The sequence below is a fragment of the Cyanothece sp. BG0011 genome (genome assembly GCF_003013815.1).
Lineage (GTDB): Bacteria > Cyanobacteriota > Cyanobacteriia > Cyanobacteriales > Microcystaceae > Crocosphaera.
Genome location: NZ_PRLH01000187.1, coordinates 31,348 through 53,304 on the forward strand (window position 1 = coordinate 31,348; position 21,957 = coordinate 53,304).

Genomic DNA, 21,957 nt, shown 5'->3' on the forward strand with positions numbered 1-21,957 from the left:
TATGCCCAATTATAAAGCTTAACTTAGCAATCTTCCGTGACGAAAAAGACGAATATACATCTAGTTACCTAATCATCTTTATCTGATGATTCAGTCAGGGATCGCTTGTGACAATTTAGAAAGTGTCATAAATTAGGTTGGCTTTGAGTATTTAAGTTGGTACATTATGTTTGTGTGTGAGGAGTAAGAGTGATATGAAAACGCCTTTGGAGTCGAAACACGGCAAGACGCCCGAAGGCTTTTCATTTTTATCTTTAAGACAATTGAATACATAACTAATACCAGAGCTTGTTTTATAGTAGACGAAGGTTTCTAATGTTAAGTTTCACCGAAGGGGTACACTTGTCTGAGAGTTGAGTGTACTGATTGTTGTTTATATAAAGTTTTTTGAAGTTTGCTCATGAACAATAAGTTATTAGTAATCGGAGCGATCGCTACTCCAGTCTTACTCTCGATGGTGTGGGGCCTTAACCGACTCTGGGATCACAGACTTGAGCTAGAGGAAGATCCTCTATCCCATAACGAAAGAGGCACGCTTACTGACCAACAGGGGGAATCTCCCCTACGGGATCTAGGCATCATTGCAACCGGTGCTGCTGGACTGTTCGTGTTGCTTAATCGTCGCTTTGCCTCCAGGGATGCAGAGAGGGCTGATCTTAGTGGTGCTGATCTTAACTGTGCCGACTTCAAAGATACCAATCTTAGTAAAGCTGACCTTAGCGGTGCTAATCTTAGATGTGCTAACCTTAGCGGTGCTAATCTTAGATATGCTAACCTTAGCGGTGCTAATCTCACTGGTGCTGACCTTAGCGGTGCTGACCTCAGTAATACTGAGTTCAGATATGCCAATCTTAGTGGTGCTAACCTCAGATATGCTAATCTCAGTGATGCGGACCTGAGATATGCTAACCTTAGTGATGCTCACCTCAACTGTGCCTTAGTTGGTGGTGCCAACTTTAGTGATGCTAACCTGAGCGGTGCTTTGTTATTTTTTCTCAATTTACGAGAGGTTCAAAATCTTGAACCGCTTCAACTAGAAGCCAAACCTTCACCTTTTTTGTGTCATGTTGCCCTGCCTCGTTATTCCCAACAACCTGATTTAGATCCTAATCGTGACTGCCATCTCATTCCCCAACTCTTGAGCGCACCGCAAAGGGGATCTCTTCGAGATCCCGATGACATTTCACTCAAAGAAGCTCAAGAAATCATTAATGAAGCCCGACGACACAAATGGGACTAACCCCCCCCGCCCCTAACCCCCCCTGCCCCTAACCCCCCCTGCCCCCCTTTTCAAGGGGGGTGTGGGGGTGTGGGGGGTAGGGAATAGGCAAGAGTTAGGTGTCTTTGAAACACTATTAATAATTGTAGGTATAGCAGTTGAAGCCTAGGTTAGGACATCCTGAACCGTTGAAACTTAGTCTCAGCCTACTTTTGCCTTTTGCCTTTTGCCTTTTGCCTTTCGCGTAGCGGTATAATAGCATTGTATTTCATGGGTATTCCTGATTATCAATCGATCATGTTTCCTTTGCTTCAATATTCTGGAGATGCTCAAGAACATTCGTTACGAGAGTGTATTGAAGCTTTAGCTAGTCATTTTAATCTAACTCATGAAGAAAGAAAACAGTTGTTACCCAGTGGAAAACAAGCTATTTTTGATAATAGGGTAGGATGGGCAAGAACTTATTTAAAAAAAGCAGGACTGTTAGTTAGTACAAGACGAGGCTATTTTAAAATAACAGAAAGAGGTCAATATATCTTAAAAGATAATAGTATTCAAGAAATTGATGCTAAATTTTTAAAGCGTTTTCCCGAATTTATTAATTTTACCAATAATACAAAAAATAAAAATAATAACTTATTATCTTCTGAGTCTAATCAACAGTTAAATGTCATAGACGAAACGATAACACCAGAGGAACAATTAGAAAAAATTTATCTTAAAATTAAAGAAGAACTCAAAAAAGAACTATTAGAAACCATTAAACAATATCCTCCTAACTTTTTCGAGAAATTAGTCATTGATTTACTGATTTCTATGGGATATGGAGGATCAAGAAAAGAAGCAGGGGAAGCAGTGGGAAAAGTGAATGATGGGGGCATTGATGGTATTATTAAAGAAGATAGATTAGGGTTAGATGTTATTTATATTCAAGCTAAACGTTGGGAAAATACTGTTGGCAGGCCAGAAATACAAAAGTTTGCCGGTGCATTATTAGGAAAACAAGCCAAAAAAGGCATATTTATTACTACTTCTAACTTTAGTAAAGAAGCAATAGAATACACAACCATGATCGACAGTAAAATTATTTTAATTGACGGGGAAAGACTAAGTGAATTATTAATTGATTATAACGTGGGGGTTTCTCTAGTTGAATCCTATGCTATCAAAAAAATAGATCACGACTATTTTACAGAATAACCCCTTTTGATTAAACTAAGAAAAGAAGAAAATAGAGGATAAATTGATTATGACTGTGTTACTCGCTGGGGATATTGGAGGAACGAAAACCATTTTACGTTTAGTTAATTCAGAAAATCCTAAAAAAGTAAAAAATTTACCGGAACAAACCACCTTGTATGAAAAATCTTATCCTAGTCAAAACTATGATGATTTAGTACCGATTGTTAGAGAATTTTTAAAGGAAGCCAAGCAAGAATTAGAGCAAGAAATTACCATAAAAAATGGCTGTTTTGGTATTGCCGGACCGGTGGTTAATAATGCCTCAGAATTAACCAATTTAAGTTGGTCATTAACTAGCGATCGCTTAGAAAAACAGTTATCCTTAGAAAGAGTAAATCTAATTAATGATTTTGCTGCCATTGGTTACGGTATTTTAGGGTTAGAAAAAGATGATGTATACTCTTTACAAGACATTGAACCGAAACTGAATACACCTATGGCGGTTTTAGGTGCCGGAACGGGTTTAGGAGAATGTTTTTTGACCCCGTTAGAAAGTGGAGTTTATGAGGTCTTTTCTTCAGAGGGTTCCCATGGAGACTTTGCCCCACGAAATCAATTAGAATTTGAATTATTAACCTATATTAAAGATAACTATAATTTACCCAGAGTGTCTATAGAAAGGGTGGTTTCTGGTATGGGAATTAGTGCAATTTATCAATTTTTACGTCATAAATATCCTGACAAAGAATCTAACCGATTAAAAGAAATTTATCAAGCTTGGAATAGTGAAGAAAACATTGATTTAAGCGCAGAAGTTTCTAAAGCCGCTTTAGAAAATGACGATGCTTTATGTCAACAAACAATGGAAATGTTTATTTCTGCTTACGGCGCAGAAGCGGGAAACTTAGCTTTAAAAATCTTACCCTACGGAGGATTATATATAGCAGGTGGAATTGCCGCTAAAGTATTAACTTTACTGAAAAAAGGGTCATTTATGGAATCTTTTAAAGCCAAAGGACGCATGAGTTCACTCTTATCTAAAATGCCTGTTCATGTTATTTTAAATCCCAAAGTGGGTTTAATTGGCGCTGCTTTACGGGCAGCCAAATAACGTTTATATACTTATTTTTTAAGCATTATATGAACCACTCCCAGACCATTGTTATCAAAATTGGCACCTCAAGTCTGGCTCAACCAGAGACCGGAAAATTAGCCCTATCAACCATTGCTGCTTTGGTGGAAACATTAACAGAATTAAGGCAACTGGGTTATTCTGTTGTCTTGGTTTCATCGGGGGCGGTGGGAGTGGGTTGTAGTCGCCTAAAGCTAACAGAAAGACCTAAAAAAATAGCGACCAAACAAGCCATTGCGGCCGTGGGACAAGGTAGATTAATTCGTGTTTATGATGACCTTTTTACTGCTTTAAATCAACCCATTGCTCAGGTTTTGTTGACTCGTAGGGAATTAATGGAACGTAGCTGTTATGTCAATGCAAAAAATACCTTTGATGCTTTGTTTGAATTAGGCGTTATTCCCATTGTTAATGAAAATGACACCGTGGCGATTGAAGAGTTAAAATTTGGAGATAATGATACCCTTTCTGCTTTAGTCGCTAGTTTAATTAATGCCCATTGGTTGTTTATTTTAACGGATGTTGATCGACTTTATTCGGCTGATCCTCGCACCTTTCCTGATGCGAAACCCATTAAACTTGTTAATCGTTTAGAATTAGATCAATTACAAATTAAAGCAGGCAATAAAGGCTCCCAATGGGGAACCGGAGGAATGTTAACCAAACTAACAGCAGCGAGACTGGCAACATCAGCCGGTGTAACTACCATCATAACCCATGGGAAGAAGCCAAAAAACCTCTTAAAAATTCTCAACGGCGAAGACATTGGCACGAAATTTGAAGCCCAATTAAAAAATGATAATGCCCGAAAACGTTGGATCGCCCATGGGTTATTACCGAGGGGAAAATTGTATCTAGATAAGGGTGCAGTCAAGGCTATTTCTCAAAAAGGAAAGTCTTTATTAGCAGCAGGAATTATTAAAGTTGAAGGGGAGTTTGATTCTTTAGAAGCGGTTCAATTATGCAATGAAATGGGCAAAGAAATTGCAAGAGGCATTGTTAATTATAGTCAAGAGGAAATTGATAAAATAAAAGGCAATCATTCAGATAAAATTCCCGAATTGTTAGGGTATCATGGAGCAGAAACTATCGTTCACAGAGATAATTTAGTCATTAATTGAGGTAAGCGGATGACAGTTAATAATCAGTTTAATTCTTCCCAGTCTTGGAGACATTTATTACAACAAAATCGTGCTATTGCTGTGATTCGCACTGATAATATCGATCAGGGGGTAAACATGGCTAAAGCCGTGGCAGCCGGGGGAATGAAACTGATTGAAATTACTTGGAATAGTTACCAACCAAGTCAAATTATTCAACAATTAAGAAAAGATTTACCTGAGTGCATCATTGGCACTGGTACCATTTTAACCCTAGAAGACTTAGAAAAAGCGATCGCAGCCGACATTCAATTTTGTTTTACCCCCCATGTTAATCAAACTCTGATTAAAACAGCCATTAATCATGACATTCCCATCATTCCTGGGGCATTATCCCCGACGGAAATTATCACCGCTTGGCAAGCAGGAGCCAGTTGTGTTAAAGTTTTTCCTGTACAGGCCATTGGTGGTGTTGCCTATATCAAAGGGTTACAAGGTCCTCTCGGTGAGATTCCCCTAATCCCCACAGGAGGGGTGACTTTAGATAATGCAGCCTATTTTATCGAAGCAGGAGCCATTGCTGTTGGCCTATCGAGTCAGTTATTTCCTCATCAGGCTTTAGCTCATCAAGACTGGGATAGGGTTACCCAACAGGCTCAACTGTTGATGAAACGTCTTGCAGAATTTCAGCCATAAAAATGCCTACGAAGTAGAGACTCGTAGGCTAAGCTCTTGAATTGTTAAGAATGATGAAAACTACTTGACAATTACCTTACCAACCATACCAGCACCACGGTGAGGTTCACAGTAGTAAGTATATTCTCCAGGCTCGTTAAAAGTGCTTTCAAAGGTTTCGCCAGGGGAGAAAACAAGTCCTTTGTGGGAAAGTTTGGAACTTCCTTCAACCACAACGTTATGGGGAGCTAACTTATTATTAACCCACTTAACCGTATCTCCTGGGCTAATTTCGACCTTGGAAGGTTCAAATTTTAACATACCACCGTCCGAACCCATTTTAACTTCAACGGTTTCGGCGGCTGCGGGGTTAACAGCTACAAAGAAACTGGAGATAACGAAAGCAACTGTAGCAATGAGTAGACCTAATTTCTTAGACATTATATTATTCCCTATAAGTTCTTGAAGGCAAAACGATGTTTTGTCTGTTTTTCTGTCCGTTTCTGATTATAAGAAAAAGAGAGACCTTTTACAAGCTGTCTTTGGACAAAAAAGATTTTTTTTGCTATCTAACAATCCAAACTGTGACAGGTTGGCAAGTTTGACACAGCGTCTTTTGACAGACTGAGAAGTTATAGCGAAGATTAATAACGGATTGATCTTTGTAAGGAGAACACAGAACACGATGAAAAGATTATTGTCCCTGATTTTACTGTTTTTTGCCTTTTTTTGTTTCAGTTTTGTTTCCCCTGCCTTAGCCGGTGATGCGGGTGCAGGTAAAGGCATTTTTACCGCTAACTGCGCCTCCTGTCATATGGGAGGAGGTAATGTGGTAGCAGGAGCTAGTAAAGGCTTGACAAAAAGTGCTTTAGAAAAGAACCAAATGTTGAGTGAAGAGGCCATCATTGCTCAGGTAACTAAGGGGAAAGCTGCAATGCCTGCCTTTTTAGGACGTTTAAATGCTCAACAAATTGAAGATGTGGCAGCTTATGTTTTAGCGCAAGCTGAAAAAGGCTGGTAAGTAAAAGCCATAGGGTTTTGTACTATGGCCAGATAGTTTATTTTAATTGATAAAGCCTGCTGATGCAGGCTTTATTTGTTACTAGCATATCAGTTAAAGGGTTTCTTCTTTTTCTAATTGTTTCAAGGTATTGATAGCGTGTTGGGCGTTATCTATGTTACCTTGGGCTGTAAATAATTCGGCCGCTTTCTCTAAATCTGCGATCGCTTTTTCTCTTTCTTTTAGTTTAAAGCGAGTTACCCCTCGGTTATGATAAGCATCGGCAAAATTGGGATTAAATTGAATGGCTTTGCTATAATCTTGTACGGCTTGTAGGGACTTTCCTAAACGATTATAAGCTAAGGCACGATTATAATAGGCTTTAGGGTTATTTTCATTGAGAGCAATGGCTTGATTGTAGGCTAATATGGCTGCTTCGTGCATTTTTAAATCATCTTTGGCATTCCCTAGATAGATATAAAAGTCTGCATAATTTGATTCTATTTTAATGGCTTCTGAACAATCGTTAATGGCCTGTTCATAATTTTTTAGTTGATAGTAAGCATAACAGCGATTACCATAAGCATAGGCAAATTCGGGCTTTAATTCAATGGCTTGATTATAATCATTAATTGCCTCTTCAAATTGCTCTGAAACTAAGTAAGAATAACCTCGGTTGTAATAAGCATCTGCGTCGGTTTCATCCAGTTTAATGGACTCGGTAAACGCCTCTATGGCTGCTGAATAGTTTCCTGCATCGATTTCATCGACTCCTTTGTTATACCATTGTACTGCCGTTAATGATGGGGTTTCTTCTGACTCTTCTAAAACCGTTTCTTCGGGGGTTTCTGGTTCTTGTTGACTCCAACTTGCTGTTAAATTGAACGTCATATTAGTGACAGAAACAACACTCCCGACGAGTAAAATTGTATATATTTTTTTGAGTTTAATCATAGTTTTAAAAGCAATTAAACTAATTAATTTATTAATTTTAACTGAACTAAATTTATTTTATGGCACCATTGGGGCTATATTATAAACGACGTGGACTACAAACGGCAAGCACCCCTAATACTTTTATTCCCTGACTTTGTAGAATTTTGACAGCTTCTTTAACTGTTGTTCCTGTGGTATAAATATCATCAATTAATAAAACAGGTTTAGATAAGGTCGTATTTTGTAAAGATTTTCCTAATTGAAACGCCCCTTTCATATTTTTTTCTTTTTCTGTAACGCTTAACCCAAACATAGCTTTTGTTTGACGAACTCTAATTAAACCGTTACTCTTTAAAGGGTATTTTGTGACTTGACAAAATCCTCTCCCTATGATTTCTGATTGATTAAATCCTCTGCTTTTTTCTTTGGTTTTATGAAGAGGAATGGGAATAATTAACGGGGATAAATTAGGATCAATTAACGCATACTTTTGCCAGGTTTCTGCTAAACAAAACCCCAAAAGTTCACCGATTTTGGGATGTTTATCATATTTTAAAGCTGCGATCGCTTGTTTTAATTTACCGTCGTATTCTCCCCAAACGAATAAAGGTAACTCGCCTCCCCAGAATATTTTAGGATCTTTTAATTGACAACTTTTTAACTGTTTCTGACAATAATCACAAATTTCTTGCGGGGTAGCCCTTTCACAGAGAGGACAATTTTCTTGTAGGAAAATTGACAGAATATGCTTTAACATAATTTTTCATACAGTGAACAGTTACCAGTTAATTTTATTATTCAATCTTCACTGTTCACTGTTCACTGCTCACTGTTTTAGCTATTGGCAGGAGCTTCAGGATACAAGCCTAATTCTTTCGCTAATTCACGGGCAACATGGATTAAAAATTTTGCTCCATCGGGGTTATTTTCATGAGCCATCATGGTAGAAACTTGTACCAAAGATTCAATAAACCCCTGGTCTATTAATTCGCTATGTGCTGTTAATAAGTTAGGTTCTTCTCCATTGGGACAACGCATTAATTGATCGATCAAATTAAAATATTGTTCTTGACGAGATACAGTCATGATGTCTCCTTTATCCTCAGGAATAAGCGTTAAGAATCGTGTCTGCCTTTATTCTAGTAGTAGGGTTTCGGTTTCTTCGACGATTCTTAAGGTTTTTTTTGCACTTTTTTGGAGAACTTCTCGCCGATGGGTTTAGTAAGTATTCACCTCTCTTGCTTGTTTAGAGTAAATCCAAACCGCATGAATAGCTCCGGGAAGCCAACCCAACAGGGTTAACAAAATGTTGATTAAAAGAGTTCCATTGACTCCCACCATGAGAAACACACCGAGGGGAGGGACAAGAATTGATAGAATTAATTTTAAAATTTGCATCTTTTTACTTCAATAACAATTACAACTTCTTTAATGGTAAAAAAAATAGATAAAATATCATCCTTCTTAAGACAGAGAAAAAAAGATGAGGCAGTAATTAGAAACGATTAATGGGTAATTCTCTAAGATCTTATCTCGTTAGACAGATAAAATATTAGAGAGAGTTTGTTAAATTATTACTGTCTAGCGTTAGAAAAAATATATTTTTGTTAAAGTTTAGGAGATAAATATGTTAAGGAATCTATTAACATTATTAGGAACGGCTCTCAGTTTATTAGTGGTTGACATTATTTTTCCGGGGGTCAACTTAGCGAATTTTCCCTCTGCGTTAATTGCAGGGCTGATTATCGGTTTAATTAACGTTTCAGTGAAACCTGTCATCTCTTTTTTAAGCTTACCCCTCAACTTCGTTACCTTAGGGGCTTTTTCTTTAGTGGTGAACGGCTTTTGTTTTTGGTTAGCGTCTGCATTTGCCCCTGGGTTTAGGGTGAGTGGCTTGCTATCTTTCTTACTGGCTCCTGTGATCTTATCTTTCGTTAACACTTTCTTAAGTGAATATTTTGCCGAGAAATATCCGAAGCTAACCAGCAACGATGCTCAGTAGATCGAAAACTTACTGGTAAAAGTAGCAGGGGAGGGTCAGAGAATGGGAGCAGGGAGAGGATTTTGAGTTAAATACAAGCAAATAAGTCTTTCTTGGGATTTATTTTGTGATCTCAAGAGTAACAACTTTGAAATCAATTTAGTTTTATTTTTATCTCCCCCGCTCCCTGCTCCCTACTCCCCTGCAACCCCAAGATGAGAATGTTTGTGATCTACTATTCTGTATAGTCTTAGGCATTGCCTAGACTCAAAAATCTGGCATAATAACGATGATCAACTAGATAAGGTCATAGTCGTCTGTGAAATTGCCCTTTCGATCGCAACCCCCCAACCCTCAACCTCCCGTCGAAGACAACCCATCCGGCTTAGGAACCTTTGGGGGTGTTTATACCCCTTCTATTTTGACCATCCTGGGCGTAATCATGTATTTACGCTTTGGTTGGGTTGTCGGCAATTCAGGGTTAATCGGGACGATTTTAATCGTTGTCTTAGCCAATAGTATTACCTTTTTAACCGCCCTTTCCGTTTGTGCCATCGCCACCGATCGCGTAGTCAGAACCGGAGGGGCTTATTATATGATTAGTCGCTCTCTGGGAGTCGAAACCGGGGGGGCAGTGGGCATCCCCCTTTATTTTGCCCAAGCCCTTTCTGTGGCGTTATACACCATCGGTTTTGCTGAAAGTGTGGTGACAGCCTTTCCTGACTTGGGCTTAAGTCAACTCTACATCGCCTTAATTGTCACCGTCGGCGTAGGCATTTTAGCCTTTACCTCGGCTGATATTGCCATTAAAGCCCAATATTTCATCATGGCGGCCATTGTCTTATCATTATTCTCTTTCTTCTTTGGTCATTCCGTCGAAGAAACCCATATCGAACTGTGGGTTAATAATAAAGAACCCTTTTGGGGTGTATTTGCTGTCTTTTTTCCGGCGGTAACTGGAATCATGGCCGGGGTAAATATGTCAGGAGACTTAAAGGACCCCATTAAAGCCCTACCCATCGGCACCTTGGCTGCCGTGGGAACCGGGTTTTTAATCTATATGACTTTACCCATCTTCTTAGCCATGCGGGCCAATAGTAGCACCTTAATTGCCGAACCTTTGATTATGCAACGCATGGCCTTATGGGGACCGGCCATTTCCTTAGGGGTTTGGGGGGCAACCCTCAGTAGTGCCATTGGTAGTATTTTAGGAGCCCCGCGTATTCTTCAAGCCTTGGCCAGAGACGGCATTTTCCCCCCGTGGATGAGCTTTTTAGGCCAGGGGAGTGGGCCCAACGATGAACCGAAAATAGGCACATTGGTGACGTTTGCCGTAGCGATCGCTGCGGTTTGTATTGGGGACTTAAATATTATTGCCCCAGTGTTAACCATGTTTTTCTTGACCACCTATTTAGTCTTAAATATTTCGGCCGGGGTAGAAGGGTTATTAAATAGTCCCTCGTTTCGTCCCTCTTTTAAAGTGCCTTGGGCTTTATCTTTATTAGGGGCTGTTGGCTGTTTAGGGGTGATGTTTCTCATCGATGCTTTGGCTACCTGTGTGGCTGCTATTGTGGTTATTGCCATCTATTTTTGGGTGCGTCAACGGGAGTTGATGGTAACGTGGGGAGACGTGCGACGAGGTATCTGGATGGCTATTTTACGCATGGCCATTTTACAAACGGACCACACCGATGATACAAAAAATTGGCGGCCTCAATTTTTAGTCTTGTCGGGTGCGCCCACTAAACGCTGGCCGTTAATTCAGTTAGCCCAAGCGTTGACCCATGAGCGAGGGTTAATTACGGTTTCCAGTGTCTTACCCCAAGGATCACGGGATATTGCCGGTCAAGCGGTATTAGAACGGCGTATTCGGGACTATTTACAACGTCGTGGGGTACAAGCATTAGTTAGGTTAATTACGGCCCCTGATCCCTTCGATGGGGCTGAAAGACTCGTTGAAACCTATGGGTTAGGATCGATTGTTCCGAATACGATTTTATTGGGTGATTCTCAACAAACCACTCACCGCGATCGCTATTGTCAAATGATCGCTAATCTTTATAAGGCACAGCGCAATGTCATTGTTTTGCGAGAAAATCCTAATTTATCCTATGATCCCTGGCACGAGTCAAAAAATCGTCGCTTTCGTATCGATGTTTGGTGGGGAGGTGGAATACAAGGGAATGGTAGTTTAATGTTGATTTTGGCTTATCTACTCCACTCTAATCCGAAATGGCAAAAAGGCGAGATTCATCTTAAGTTAGTGGTCATGGATGAAACTGCGGTGAGTGAGGCCCAACATAACTTAGATAAATTAGTCCAAGATTTACGCATTGATGCCGTATCTGAGATTATTGTAGCCAATGGTCGCACCTTTGCCACTATTCTGAAACAGTCGTCTCAAGGGGCTGACTTTATCTTTTTAGGAATGCCCTCTCCCAGTGACGATAAACTGTTTGTTCCTAACTATGAAAGACTACAACATTGGACTGAAGATTTACCTACCACTGTTTTTGTTTTAGCTGCCCCTGAGTTTAATTTCCAAGAAGTTTTAGGAGAAAATTGAATATTACTGTAGGCCGATGCACTGCCCACCTTACTAGGTTATAGGTTACACTTTTCTCTAAGTAAAGATAAAGCTAATTCAAAACTATTGGGTTGGGTTTGTACCGTATAAGCTTCTCTTTCTAAGTCTTTACGATGAATATCTCGATACCCTTGAAAAAAAGGACGCGCTTGATTAATGGGTTCTAGGGTTAATCCTAATGCTGTGATTTCTCCTTTTCCTGCACAGACTTGAGACGCATGAACCGATTCATGAATGATAGTTGGTAGGGCAATATGGAGATCAAAAACAACGGGATTAATCCATATTTTTTTTGTGGTAACTTGTAAGAGTCCATAAGCTCCTCGTTTCGGTGGTAAAGCAATAATTACCTCAAATCCTGCTTTTTCTAATTCTTGTTTTAACTGATTAAATTGTTGATTATTTTCTCTATTCTGAGCGAGTATTTTATGATTTTCAATCCCTTGATCACGAATTATTGATAGATACTTTAATGATTGCTCATAAAAGCTCAAAGAAATTAATAAAAAAGAAGTTGATAGTAATTGCAACATTGAGATTATCCCCTGTATATTAATAAATTGTAATCCACCCTAACAATTTTAAATACTATTTTAATTATTATTCTTATTAATAAACCTCATCATGTGACCCAATATCCACTAGAATAATTAAAGATTCTAAAGTCTTTAGTAACCTACTTTTGAGTTTGGCCTTTTGCGTAGCGGTATAGCCGTATTATACTAAATAATAGCGGATATTGATCATAAGAGCGTTAAATTACCTAATCAAAATACACCTAATTTGTTATTCTTTGATAATTATTAATAAGATTTTCAATACTATTTAATAACTTTTCTTGAGTCCAATGATAAGATAAAGAAGCAGCGATCGCACAACCTCCGGCCCCCACACCTTCTTTAACATATCCCTTTTCATAGATTCTCAATTGTTCATAAGAAGAACCAGAAAAATTCAATTGAGTAGCGAATAAAGGAACCGTACCAATATCATCCGCTAAAGCAACAGTATTTCCTGTAATATCTTCTGCTACCCAGCGCGTTGTCCCCACAATAATATTATCTAAATTAACATCACATTTAGAAGTATTAATAATGCTTTGAATTAAAGCATAAACCGCTAACATTTGCGTTCCTCCAGCCAACATGACCCCCGTTTTTAAACTAGCACTAATCGCCATTCCTGCGACTACAATTTGCATGGGATCACCCACAGCAGCCACTAATTCAAAAGGATTAATCGGTTTAAAAAAAACATAAAATCTAGCATTTGTCAAGCCTTTTTTTACGATTAATTCTTTTTGTTCATGATTACAAGTCGGATGACTACTATTAACTTTTCCTGTAGCGTTAAAGCCTAATCCTGTTAAAATAGCCAAGGCGGTTGTTGTGCCACCTACAACACATTCACTGAGAATTAAATAATTTTTTGTAGAAGTTTTCGATAATTTTTTACCCCAGTTTAATCCTTGTTGAAATAACTCATAAACTAACGGTAAGGGTAAGGCTTTTCCTGTGGTTAAACAGTGGGCCGGTTTGCCCCCTAAATCAATGTAAGAAACAGAAGGAGGAATCGGTAAACCAGCATTAAATAAATAAATCGGAATATGACACGCTTCTACCACCGCGCGAGTAATAAATACAGGAGAAACCCCTTGGGTTAAAGGAGGTAACCGGTATTGATAAGAAGATTGAACCCCATTAATTAAAAATTCGGCATCAGCGATCGCAGTATATTTTCTCGCTTCTGGCGTTGCCCCGGCTGCTGAAATACCCCGAATTAAAGCAGTCTCAGTAAAGCCTAAAATACAAGCAAAAATTGGTGAAAAGTCTTGATAGTTTTCAACCCATTTCTGTCCTAATGAATGAGCAGTATAAATGCGAAACATCTTTTTTCAGTGATCTCTGACCCGTGGGCAGTGATCAAGTTATGACAATTAGATTGCAATGGTAGCACTTACAGACTTATGATGTCTATGGGTTTATTTTATGTATGATTAAAGCGTGAAAGTCTTAGTTGTGGGAAATGGAGGGCGAGAACACGCCCTAGCTTGGAAACTACTTCAGTCGCCTCAAGTAGAACAGTGTTTTTGTACCCCTGGCAATGGAGGCACTGCTTTATTGGAAAGGTGCGAAAATCTTCCCTATGCAGTGGATGACTTTGGCAATATTGCTGAATATGTCCAGAAACATAAGATTGATTTCGTGGTGGTTGGACCAGAAGTTCCCTTAGCGAAAGGCATCACCGATTATTTACAACGCTACAATATTAAGGTATTTGGACCGACTCAAGCTGGCGCACAAATCGAGTCTAGCAAGTCTTGGGCTAAAAAATTGATGGCCGATGCTGGTATTGCCATCGCCCAAGGAGAGACTTTTACCGATGCAGAGGCAGCTAAAGCTTATATTACTCAACAAGGGGCCCCTATCGTCGTCAAAGCGGATAACTTAGCCGCCGGAAAAGGGGTGATCGTTGCTCAAACCGTAGAAGAAGCGCAAGCAGCCGTAGATGAGTTAATGACCACCGGTTTTAATTTAATTGTGGTCGAAGAATGTTTACAAGGGGAAGAAGTCTCTATTTTAGCCCTCACCGACGGGAAAACTGTACGGCCTTTATTACCAGCACAAGATCATAAACGCATTGGAGAAGGAGATACGGGTCCTAATACCGGCGGAATGGGGGCCTATGCACCGGCACCGATCGCAACCCCTGAGTTATTAGAAAGGGTGCAACAAGAAATTTTAGAACCGACTGTGTCAGCGTTGCGTCAACAAGGTATTAACTATTGTGGGGTATTGTATGCCGGGTTAATGGTGACACCAGAAGGTGATCCCAAAGTTCTAGAATATAATTGTCGCTTCGGTGATCCTGAAACGCAAGCGGTGTTACCTTTATTAGAAACTCCCTTAGATGAGTTGTTGATGGCTTGTATTGAAGGCCGTTTAAATGAGTTTGCCCCGTTACAATGGTATGACGGCAGTGCGGTGTGTGTAGTAGCTGCCTCTGAAGGCTATCCTGGAAGCTACGAAAAAGGAAAAGTGATTACAGGGATCACTGAAGCCGAAACCCTCGGATCAACAGTGTTTCAAGCAGGAACCAAGTTAGACGGCGAGTGCTTATTCACCGATGGGGGACGAGTGTTAGGGGTAACATCTAGGGGTCAAGATTTCAATGAAGCGATCGAGACGGTTTATGGTTGCATCGAAGCTATTGATTTTTCTGGTAAATATTATCGTCGTGATATTGGTCATCGGGTTCGTTAATCATTGATGAAAAACTAATACAAACGTTCACCACCAAACTTTAAAATACGATCCCAGTAGTAGCTAACCCTAACAACAATAGCATTAGCGTAGGGTGGGTTATACGGCGATAATTTAGTCATCACAGACACATAAGAGTCCGTCGTAACCCACCATTTTAGTTAAAACAGTCCACTACAAGATCAGCTATTCCCACCTGCTAATTAATACAAACGTTCACCACCAAACCATAAGATTATAGTTCGAGATCGTAGGGTGGGCAATGCCCATCTTACCTTTCATCTAACCATTGATTTAAACCATCTAAATCAGTAAAATCAAATAAAGCAAGAGATAACTTATCTAATTGACTAGAGGATAATTGTTTTATTTTTTGTTCAGTTTTTAAAGAAATATTCCCTAACTTTCGTTGCAGTTGACCTAAAATTAGGTTTTGTTTTCCCTCTATTTCTCCTTTTTTTTGTCTTTCTTCTCCTTCTGATTTAATTCTTTCTTCAGGAGTTAAATAACGCTGACCTTTTTCATCGTACCAATATAACCATTCTCTTTCTATTCCTTGATAAATCCCTGTTTCTTTCCCTATTCCTATATTTAATTCTGATAACCAGATTGTTTCCCCTTGTAATAATTCATAGTTTCCATTGTTTAATTGATAAACTTCTAATCTGGGTTTTCTTTTTCGCAAAGGATTATAAATAACATAATATAAAATTCCCATTTCTGCATAAAAATCTTTTTTTTGCGTATATTCTTTTCTTCTTTTATGAGAAACCACTTCTAACACTAAAATGGGAACCTTTTGTTCTTCCCATAACACATAGGATAACCGTAAATCTTCATCAATAATACGAGGAACGCCAATACTTAAAAACCCATCAGGAACAATAGCAGGTTCATAAGGATCATAATAAATACCCATATCAACCCCAAAATACCAGTCTTGTCTATCTGACCAAATTAAGGCCAGAATCGATTGAAGTAAATGGGGGATTAGGTCTTGTAATTCGTTATCCACAGGTGTATCATCAGAATCGGGTAAATCTTCGGCAGAGGGAAGACAATCTTTAGGATTATAGTTTAATAACATAATATTAGTTTCCGTTACTTAACTAGATTTAAGTCGTGGTTTAACTTCCTTATCTAATCATTTTCGGTTGAACGTCCGTAGGGGTTTAATAATATTAAACCCCAGAAAAATTGTTGATATAAAAGAGATTAATGAGAAATTAATTAAAAAGGAATGGGATCATCAGCTTCATTATCTGATGTAGGGGTTGCTGTTTCTGACTCATCCATATCATAGTCATCCTCATCATAACTATGATCCATCTGTTGGGATGATTTAGCAGAATCAAAAGAAACTACATTATCCACAGTAGAAGACTCAGCCACCCCATCTAAGGGATAAAAGCGAGAAATCACCAATTCTGCCCGTTTTTCTTTGAATCCTTCTTTCCGTTCAAAGGTATTCATCGCTAAACGGCCTTCTAAAATCAAGCGATCGCCTTCGGTGCAACTTTGTTTCATTTGGGTTGCTAAACCGCCCCATCCGACAACTTTTAAGGTACAGGGCGCATCTTCTTTGCGCCGTCCTTCAAATTCTACCAACATTTGCGCTACTTCTGTCTGGTTATCTGGGGTATAGCGTAATTCAGGGTTACTAATGACTTTCGCCATTAACACGCAAGTATTCATTTATTCAACTTCCAAGATCAACGGTATTACTATTTTATCATTCTGCACTCTTCCTCAACTTCCCACACTTCCCATTTTTAACCCATAATAAAATAGACAGTATTTACCGTAAGGAGCGTTAATGATTAGTATTGATTTAGCCCTAAAGTACACCCCTCTTCCTATTTCCGTGCAACGCAAAGAAATTGAGGACGCACAAACACTTTACGATCAGATTGTCAATGCCATGAAATCAGGAACGTCTCAGTTAATTGAGTTAACTTGTGAGAAACAAACAGAAAAAAAAGTGGCCGTCATGAGTGATCAAATTAGTGCTGTCATCCTCTCTCAAAAAGATGGTGGTGCGGCTGCCGGCAGGGTTCCTGGATTCTTTTCTATGGTTCAAGCAGAACAATAGATAAATAGAAAGGCAAAGGGAAAAAGAGATACTTATTATCTTCTTTCTTCCTTGGTCTTACCCCATTTTAGTATTCTTGATTGTCATGATTGTCATGAAAATTCTACAACCTTATCAACCTTTATTACTTCGTATCGTCCACGGTTTAACCGCTTTATTCCTCATTTTGGCGATGATTACCGCTTACTGGACTTATGATGTTTATGACGGCCGATGGGGACAAATTCCTTTACCTAAGTTTGAAGAAATCGAAGGGATTCATGGCACCTTTGGACTGTGGACGTTATTGATCTTCCCCACGTTAGTTTTTTATGGGTTTCATCAAGGCCGAAAACGTTTAATTCAACGGAATACTTTGTCTAAGTTAAGCCATATTTCTCAAAAAGGTTGGTCTTATCATTTTCATCGGGTTATTAATACCTTGACCCTTGTTTCCCTCACGTTTGCAGTGTTTACTGGCAAAATGATGGATGAAAAATGGTTACCCAATGGAGAACTTAATCATAGTTGGTATTTAGCCCATTTACTATCGTGGGTGATCATGTTTATTAGTTTAGCGGTTCATTTATTAGTTAGTGCGAAAGTGGGTGGATTCCCTTTCTTTGTTTCTATGTTTAACTGGTTCTATAAGCCACAAGATAGTCCATTACAATGGCCCAATCATCTTAAAACTTATTGGCAGAATTTCAATATTTCTTGGGTTCAACTTTGGTGGAACCAAACTTACTGGATAAAATGGCTAGAATTGCTGATTTGGTTTAGTTTAATCGCTGCTTGGATACTTGCTCTCCTTAAAGAAATGTAACACTACTTAGATGAAAAATGATTATAATAAAAATAGAGAGTCGAAACGATAAAACCATCGGCCTTTGACCAAAAAAAGGGTTCCAAGCCTCCTATTTCAAGGGGATGAAAGCGGTCGAGGGATGGCGAGGTTTCCTCGCCATATCCAATCGACCAAGAGAAGAAGAGTTTTCCTTGTTTCAAGCCTCCAAATTGAGGTGGAGGTAATTCTACATTCTACATTCTACATTCTGATTAACCTTCCTTGTCTATCCTGAAATACAAAAAGAGGACTCCCGTTATATTTCTCCCCAAAAAAAGACTCATAGAAATTAACGGGAGATGAATTTTTGCCAACAAATAAACCGACCAGCGGGAGACAACTTACACGAGTTGACATTGTGTGTAGATTAATTTAAACTAGGGAAAGTATTAATAGTGGTCGAACTAATGCTTACATTAACTTACGAATTTAAGCTAATCCCAAATAAGCAACAAATTGAGGTAATTGAACATACTTTAAATGTTTGTCGCTCCGTCTGGAATTATGCTTTAAGAGATCGTAAGGACTGGCTAAGTTCTAGAAAATCCCCTGTTAATTCTTGCTCATTAATTCAGGAATATATTATTTCTCCTGACGTACCTTACCCTAATTATCACAATCAAGCTAAAGCATTAACAAAGGCCAAGAAAACTAATGACATACTCAAATCAGTAAACGCTCAAGTTTTACAACAAGTCTTGAGGACTTTAGATAGAGCTTTTGCCGATATGCAGTCCAAAAAGTTAGGCTTTCCGCGCTTTAAAAATAGGGATAGAATGCGGTCTTATGTATATCCTCAAATGCTAAAAGATTGTATTAAAGGTAACGAAATTAAATTACCACACCTAGGATGGGTAAAGTTTAGAAAGTCTAGAGAAATACCTGATGGGTTTGAGTTAAAACAAGCTCGCATTGTAAGGAGAGCTAATGGTTACTTCATGATGCTTTCTTTACAGTTAGATGTTAATATTCCTGACGTTTCTTTTCATGGACATCCTTTAGGTATTGACTTAGGTTTAGATAAATTCTTGGCTACTTCCGATGGTGAACTTGTGGATAGACCTCGATTCTTAAATCGACTACATCGTAAGCTGAAATTGCTACAGCGTAGATTAAGAAATAAGAAAAAAGGCTCTAATAATAGACACAAGTTAAACAAAAAGATAGCTAGATTACATCAACGAATTTCTGATACTCGTAAAGACTGGCATTTCAAGTTAGCTCATCGTCTTTGTGACCAATCACAATCAATATTTATTGAAGATATTGATTTTAGGTCATGGGCTAAAGGAATGTTATCTAAACATTGTCTTGATGCTGGTTTTAGACAATTCATAACCATTCTTAAATGGGTAGCATGGAAAAGAGATGTTTTTGTTAATGAAGTTGACAAGAATTTTACATCTCAAATTTGCCCTAATTGTGGGTTTCATACTGGTAAGAAAACCCTTGATGTTAGAGAGCATAATTGTCCTGAATGTGGGTATAAAACCCACCGAGACGTGGCAGCAGCGCAAGTTATCAGAAATCGTGGTGTAGAAGAATATGCGCTAGGGCATAGCGTATCTGAAAATGCCTGTGGAGATGATGGGACGGGGGCTTTGCCTAGTTACCAATCTGTGAAGCAGGAAATCTTAAGCGCGAGTTTAAGAATCCCTCGTTATAGCGACGTAGGAGCTTAACGAGTGGAGTATGTCAAAAATGATTATCAAGGGGGTAAGTTATGACAATAATAATTGAACGGATTATTGCTAGTTTTCTGATCATAACGGGTTTATCTTATCTGTTACAAAGTTTCGTCTGGAAAGATTTAATTAAAGAACTGTTAACCAAACAGACTTGGTTAATCTTCTGGTCACTTTTATTCCTTCCTTGGGGATTAATTGTGGTTTTTGTCCATAATCTTTGGGTGGCTAACTGGACAGTGATGATTACGATTTTAGGGTGGTTAATTACTATTAAATGTGTTCTCTATCTTCTTGTTCCAGGTTGGGCAAATTTCGTTAAAAATTGGTCGGATGAATTTTTACATAGATATATTCAGATAGCTGGAGTGATCGAAACTATTTTAGGAGGGGGTTTACTCTTCTTAAGTTTGGCTGGTTAAAATCAGTTTTAAGGGAACCGTTGTTATCTTCTTGTTACTGTCTAATTGGGTTATAAGTGAGGGGTACATTATCTATTTTTCAACATAAGATAAACAAAAATCAGGAGGGTTTAATAATGATTAATTTTTTAACAGTAAAAAATGATTTAGTTTTAGCTTTAGAAGCGGAAGGCAAAGTGACGGGAGATGATTATCAATCACTGGTTATTCCTGCCATAGAAACCAAACTCAGACAATACAAAAAAATCCGTTTATTGTATGAACTCGGTCATGAATTTTCTGGCTTTGATCTTAAAGCTATTTGGGAAGATTTTAAACTCGGACTAAAGCATTGGACTGATTTTGAGAAAATCGCTTTAGTGTCTGATATTGAATGGATACGAAGGGTGACTCAATTAATAGGATTCATTCTACCTTATCCTGTTGAAGTTTTTCATAATAATCAACTGTCTCAAGCACAAGAATGGGTAAGTTGCTGAGTTATGATAATATCTTGCAACTTCGATAACCCCCCACACCCCCCACACCCCCCTTTATAAGGGGGGCAGGGGGGGTAGGGGGCAGGGGGGTTAGGGGCAGGGGGGTTAGGGGGGATGGTAAGAGGCAATAGTGACTAAACTATCTTTGATCGATTAACGATTCACCCTAACGGTTCTCACAAAGTCTAATAAGCGATGAGATAGTTCTAATTTAGAACAAGATTCTATGGTTTTTTGTTGTTCATTGGCATTAATAAAAATAGCTTGATTGGTATTAGTTCCAAACCCTGCTTCTGGCTGGTCAATAGGATTAGCAACAATAATATCTAAATTTTTACGCTTTAGTTTATCTAAGGCCGGCTTAACAATGTCTCCGGTTTGGGCAGCAAATCCAATTAAGATTTGATGGACTTTTTTGAGACTGCCTAACTTCCCTAAAATATCGGGAACCGGTTCTAATTTTAACTCAATAGGTAGCTCTTGTTTCGGTAATTTATGAGCCGTATAATTGACAGGTTTTACATCAGCTACCGCAGCGGACATAATAATAATATCAGACTCCACTAAATGGCTCATGATCACCGCTTCCATTTGGTCAGCACTCACCACAGAGATTAGTTTATAATCAGGAGCGATGGGGCGTAATTCTGGTGCGATCGGACCGTGTACTAAAGTAACAATAGCACCGCGATCGCTGGCTGCTTGAGCTAAAGCTAAGGCCATTTTTCCGGTGGAGGGATTCCCTAAAAATCTCACCGGATCAAGATGCTCTCTGGTTCCCCCTCCACTAATTAAGATCCGTTTCCCCTTAAAATCTTGTTGTCCTTGAGTGTAAGCGAGGGATTGTAATTTAGTAATGATTTCTCTTGGTTCGGCCATCCGTCCTGAACCCACGCGATCGCAAGCGAGTAAACCTGACCCCGGACCGATACTATGATAACGACTATTTCGCCGTAATTGTTGCCAGTTCCGTTGAACCACCGGCTGTTCCCACATTTCTGTATTCATGGCCGGTGCCAGTAAAATGGGACACCCAGAGGCTAAAACCGTATTGGTCAATAAGTTATCGGCCAACCCATGAGTTAATTTACCCAAGGTATTCGCGGTTAAAGGTGCAATCAAACATAAGTCTGCCTCTTCTCCCAGGGCAATATGTAAGGGTCGAGAATGAGTCCCCTGCCAAAACTCTGTATCGGTGTAAGCTTGATGACGACTGAGAGTAGAAACCGTTAAGGGTGTGATGAAGCGTTGAGCCGTTTCTGTGAGGATCACCCGAACCTCTGCCCCGGCTTGAAAGAGAGAAGAAATAACCTCACAGACCTTATAAGCAGCAATACCGCCACTAATGCCTATGAGGACCACTTTAGACTTGAGCATG

General features: G+C 39.0%; 24 protein-coding genes. 14 read left to right on the plus strand and 10 right to left on the minus strand.

From position 1 onward, the window contains the following. Positions 1-400 precede the first annotated feature (400 nt). The 5 genes from C4E06_RS23580 to C4E06_RS23600 all read left to right on the plus strand — a co-directional run bounded on the left by C4E06_RS23580 (position 401) and on the right by C4E06_RS23600 (position 5,329). Positions 401-1,240, plus strand: a complete 840-nt coding sequence (locus tag C4E06_RS23580) for a pentapeptide repeat-containing protein (RefSeq protein WP_107670812.1) — start codon at positions 401-403, stop codon at positions 1,238-1,240. 249 nt (positions 1,241-1,489) lie between these two features. Beyond that, a complete protein-coding gene (locus C4E06_RS23585) occupies positions 1,490-2,419 on the plus strand; it encodes a restriction endonuclease (protein WP_107670813.1) in 930 nt (309 codons plus the stop codon). 49 nt (positions 2,420-2,468) lie between these two features. Further along, positions 2,469-3,512: a glucokinase gene (locus C4E06_RS23590; RefSeq protein ID WP_107670814.1), complete on the plus strand. Its 1,044-nt coding sequence runs from the start codon at positions 2,469-2,471 to the stop codon at positions 3,510-3,512. Between the two features lie 29 nt (positions 3,513-3,541). Continuing rightward, complete coding sequence (gene proB, locus C4E06_RS23595; RefSeq protein ID WP_107670815.1) at positions 3,542-4,654, plus strand: glutamate 5-kinase; 1,113 nt, start codon at positions 3,542-3,544, stop codon at positions 4,652-4,654. Positions 4,655-4,663: 9 nt separating this feature from the next. Continuing rightward, positions 4,664-5,329, plus strand: a complete 666-nt coding sequence (locus C4E06_RS23600) for a bifunctional 4-hydroxy-2-oxoglutarate aldolase/2-dehydro-3-deoxy-phosphogluconate aldolase (RefSeq protein ID WP_107670816.1) — start codon at positions 4,664-4,666, stop codon at positions 5,327-5,329. A gap of 60 nt (positions 5,330-5,389) precedes the next feature. On the opposite strand, the gene petE is transcribed toward C4E06_RS23600, so the two are convergent. Continuing rightward, the gene (petE, locus tag C4E06_RS23605; RefSeq protein ID WP_107670817.1) at positions 5,390-5,749 is read right to left on the minus strand and encodes a plastocyanin; all 360 of its coding nucleotides are present in this window, start codon (positions 5,747-5,749) and stop codon (positions 5,390-5,392) included. A gap of 244 nt (positions 5,750-5,993) precedes the next feature. Between petE and petJ the strand changes: the two genes are divergently transcribed. After that, positions 5,994-6,329, plus strand: coding sequence for a cytochrome c6 PetJ (gene petJ, locus C4E06_RS23610; RefSeq protein WP_107670818.1), 336 nt, complete (start codon positions 5,994-5,996; stop codon positions 6,327-6,329). Between the two features lie 93 nt (positions 6,330-6,422). Here the strand turns inward: petJ and C4E06_RS23615 are convergent, their stop codons facing one another. The 4 genes from C4E06_RS23615 to C4E06_RS23630 all read right to left on the minus strand — a co-directional run bounded on the left by C4E06_RS23615 (position 6,423) and on the right by C4E06_RS23630 (position 8,642). After that, complete coding sequence (locus C4E06_RS23615) at positions 6,423-7,262, minus strand: tetratricopeptide repeat protein (RefSeq protein ID WP_107670819.1); 840 nt, start codon at positions 7,260-7,262, stop codon at positions 6,423-6,425. Positions 7,263-7,341: 79 nt separating this feature from the next. Beyond that, complete coding sequence (locus C4E06_RS23620; RefSeq protein WP_107670820.1) at positions 7,342-8,001, minus strand: ComF family protein; 660 nt, start codon at positions 7,999-8,001, stop codon at positions 7,342-7,344. A 77-nt stretch (positions 8,002-8,078) separates the two neighbouring features. Beyond that, a complete protein-coding gene (locus tag C4E06_RS23625) occupies positions 8,079-8,330 on the minus strand; it encodes a hypothetical protein (protein ID WP_107670821.1) in 252 nt (83 codons plus the stop codon). Between the two features lie 132 nt (positions 8,331-8,462). Beyond that, positions 8,463-8,642 carry a YqaE/Pmp3 family membrane protein gene (locus C4E06_RS23630; RefSeq protein ID WP_107670822.1) on the minus strand — a complete coding sequence of 60 codons (180 nt, stop codon included), beginning with the start codon at positions 8,640-8,642 and terminating at the stop codon, positions 8,463-8,465. Positions 8,643-8,871: 229 nt separating this feature from the next. On the opposite strand from C4E06_RS23630, the gene C4E06_RS23635 reads away from it, so the two are divergent. Further along, entirely contained in the window at positions 8,872-9,246 is a 375-nt protein-coding gene (locus tag C4E06_RS23635) for a phage holin family protein (protein ID WP_107670823.1), read from the plus strand. A 298-nt stretch (positions 9,247-9,544) separates the two neighbouring features. Beyond that, a complete protein-coding gene (locus C4E06_RS23640; protein WP_107670824.1) occupies positions 9,545-11,791 on the plus strand; it encodes an amino acid permease in 2,247 nt (748 codons plus the stop codon). 38 nt (positions 11,792-11,829) lie between these two features. Here C4E06_RS23640 and C4E06_RS23645 read toward each other — a convergent pair whose 3' ends face one another. After that, positions 11,830-12,345, minus strand: a complete 516-nt coding sequence (locus C4E06_RS23645; RefSeq protein WP_107670825.1) for a hypothetical protein — start codon at positions 12,343-12,345, stop codon at positions 11,830-11,832. 245 nt (positions 12,346-12,590) lie between these two features. Beyond that, positions 12,591-13,700, minus strand: a complete 1,110-nt coding sequence (cobT, locus tag C4E06_RS23650) for a nicotinate mononucleotide-dependent phosphoribosyltransferase CobT (RefSeq protein WP_107670826.1) — start codon at positions 13,698-13,700, stop codon at positions 12,591-12,593. 115 nt (positions 13,701-13,815) lie between these two features. Here cobT and purD point away from each other — a divergent pair, with 115 nt between their 5' ends. Further along, positions 13,816-15,075: a phosphoribosylamine--glycine ligase gene (gene purD / locus C4E06_RS23655; protein WP_107670827.1), complete on the plus strand. Its 1,260-nt coding sequence runs from the start codon at positions 13,816-13,818 to the stop codon at positions 15,073-15,075. Positions 15,076-15,346: 271 nt separating this feature from the next. On the opposite strand, the gene C4E06_RS23660 is transcribed toward purD, so the two are convergent. Next, positions 15,347-16,162 (minus strand): DUF4351 domain-containing protein, encoded by an 816-nt coding sequence (locus C4E06_RS23660; RefSeq protein WP_107670828.1) that lies wholly within the window; start codon positions 16,160-16,162, stop codon positions 15,347-15,349. A 143-nt stretch (positions 16,163-16,305) separates the two neighbouring features. Then, the gene (locus tag C4E06_RS23665) at positions 16,306-16,770 is read right to left on the minus strand and encodes a single-stranded DNA-binding protein (RefSeq protein WP_107670829.1); all 465 of its coding nucleotides are present in this window, start codon (positions 16,768-16,770) and stop codon (positions 16,306-16,308) included. Between the two features lie 121 nt (positions 16,771-16,891). Between C4E06_RS23665 and C4E06_RS23670 the strand changes: the two genes are divergently transcribed. From C4E06_RS23670 to C4E06_RS23690, 5 genes are all read left to right on the plus strand, one after another. Beyond that, complete coding sequence (locus C4E06_RS23670) at positions 16,892-17,167, plus strand: hypothetical protein (RefSeq protein WP_107670830.1); 276 nt, start codon at positions 16,892-16,894, stop codon at positions 17,165-17,167. 94 nt (positions 17,168-17,261) lie between these two features. Then, positions 17,262-17,972, plus strand: a complete 711-nt coding sequence (locus tag C4E06_RS23675; protein ID WP_107670842.1) for a cytochrome b/b6 domain-containing protein — start codon at positions 17,262-17,264, stop codon at positions 17,970-17,972. A gap of 428 nt (positions 17,973-18,400) precedes the next feature. Continuing rightward, positions 18,401-19,675, plus strand: coding sequence for an RNA-guided endonuclease TnpB family protein (locus tag C4E06_RS23680; RefSeq protein ID WP_107666431.1), 1,275 nt, complete (start codon positions 18,401-18,403; stop codon positions 19,673-19,675). A 41-nt stretch (positions 19,676-19,716) separates the two neighbouring features. Further along, positions 19,717-20,100, plus strand: coding sequence for a hypothetical protein (locus C4E06_RS23685; protein WP_107670831.1), 384 nt, complete (start codon positions 19,717-19,719; stop codon positions 20,098-20,100). 116 nt (positions 20,101-20,216) lie between these two features. Next, the gene (locus tag C4E06_RS23690) at positions 20,217-20,579 is read left to right on the plus strand and encodes an STAS/SEC14 domain-containing protein (RefSeq protein ID WP_107670832.1); all 363 of its coding nucleotides are present in this window, start codon (positions 20,217-20,219) and stop codon (positions 20,577-20,579) included. A gap of 153 nt (positions 20,580-20,732) precedes the next feature. Here the strand turns inward: C4E06_RS23690 and coaBC are convergent, their stop codons facing one another. Beyond that, positions 20,733-21,956 (minus strand): bifunctional phosphopantothenoylcysteine decarboxylase/phosphopantothenate--cysteine ligase CoaBC, encoded by a 1,224-nt coding sequence (gene coaBC / locus C4E06_RS23695; protein WP_107670833.1) that lies wholly within the window; start codon positions 21,954-21,956, stop codon positions 20,733-20,735. Between the last annotated feature and the right edge of the window lies 1 nt (position 21,957).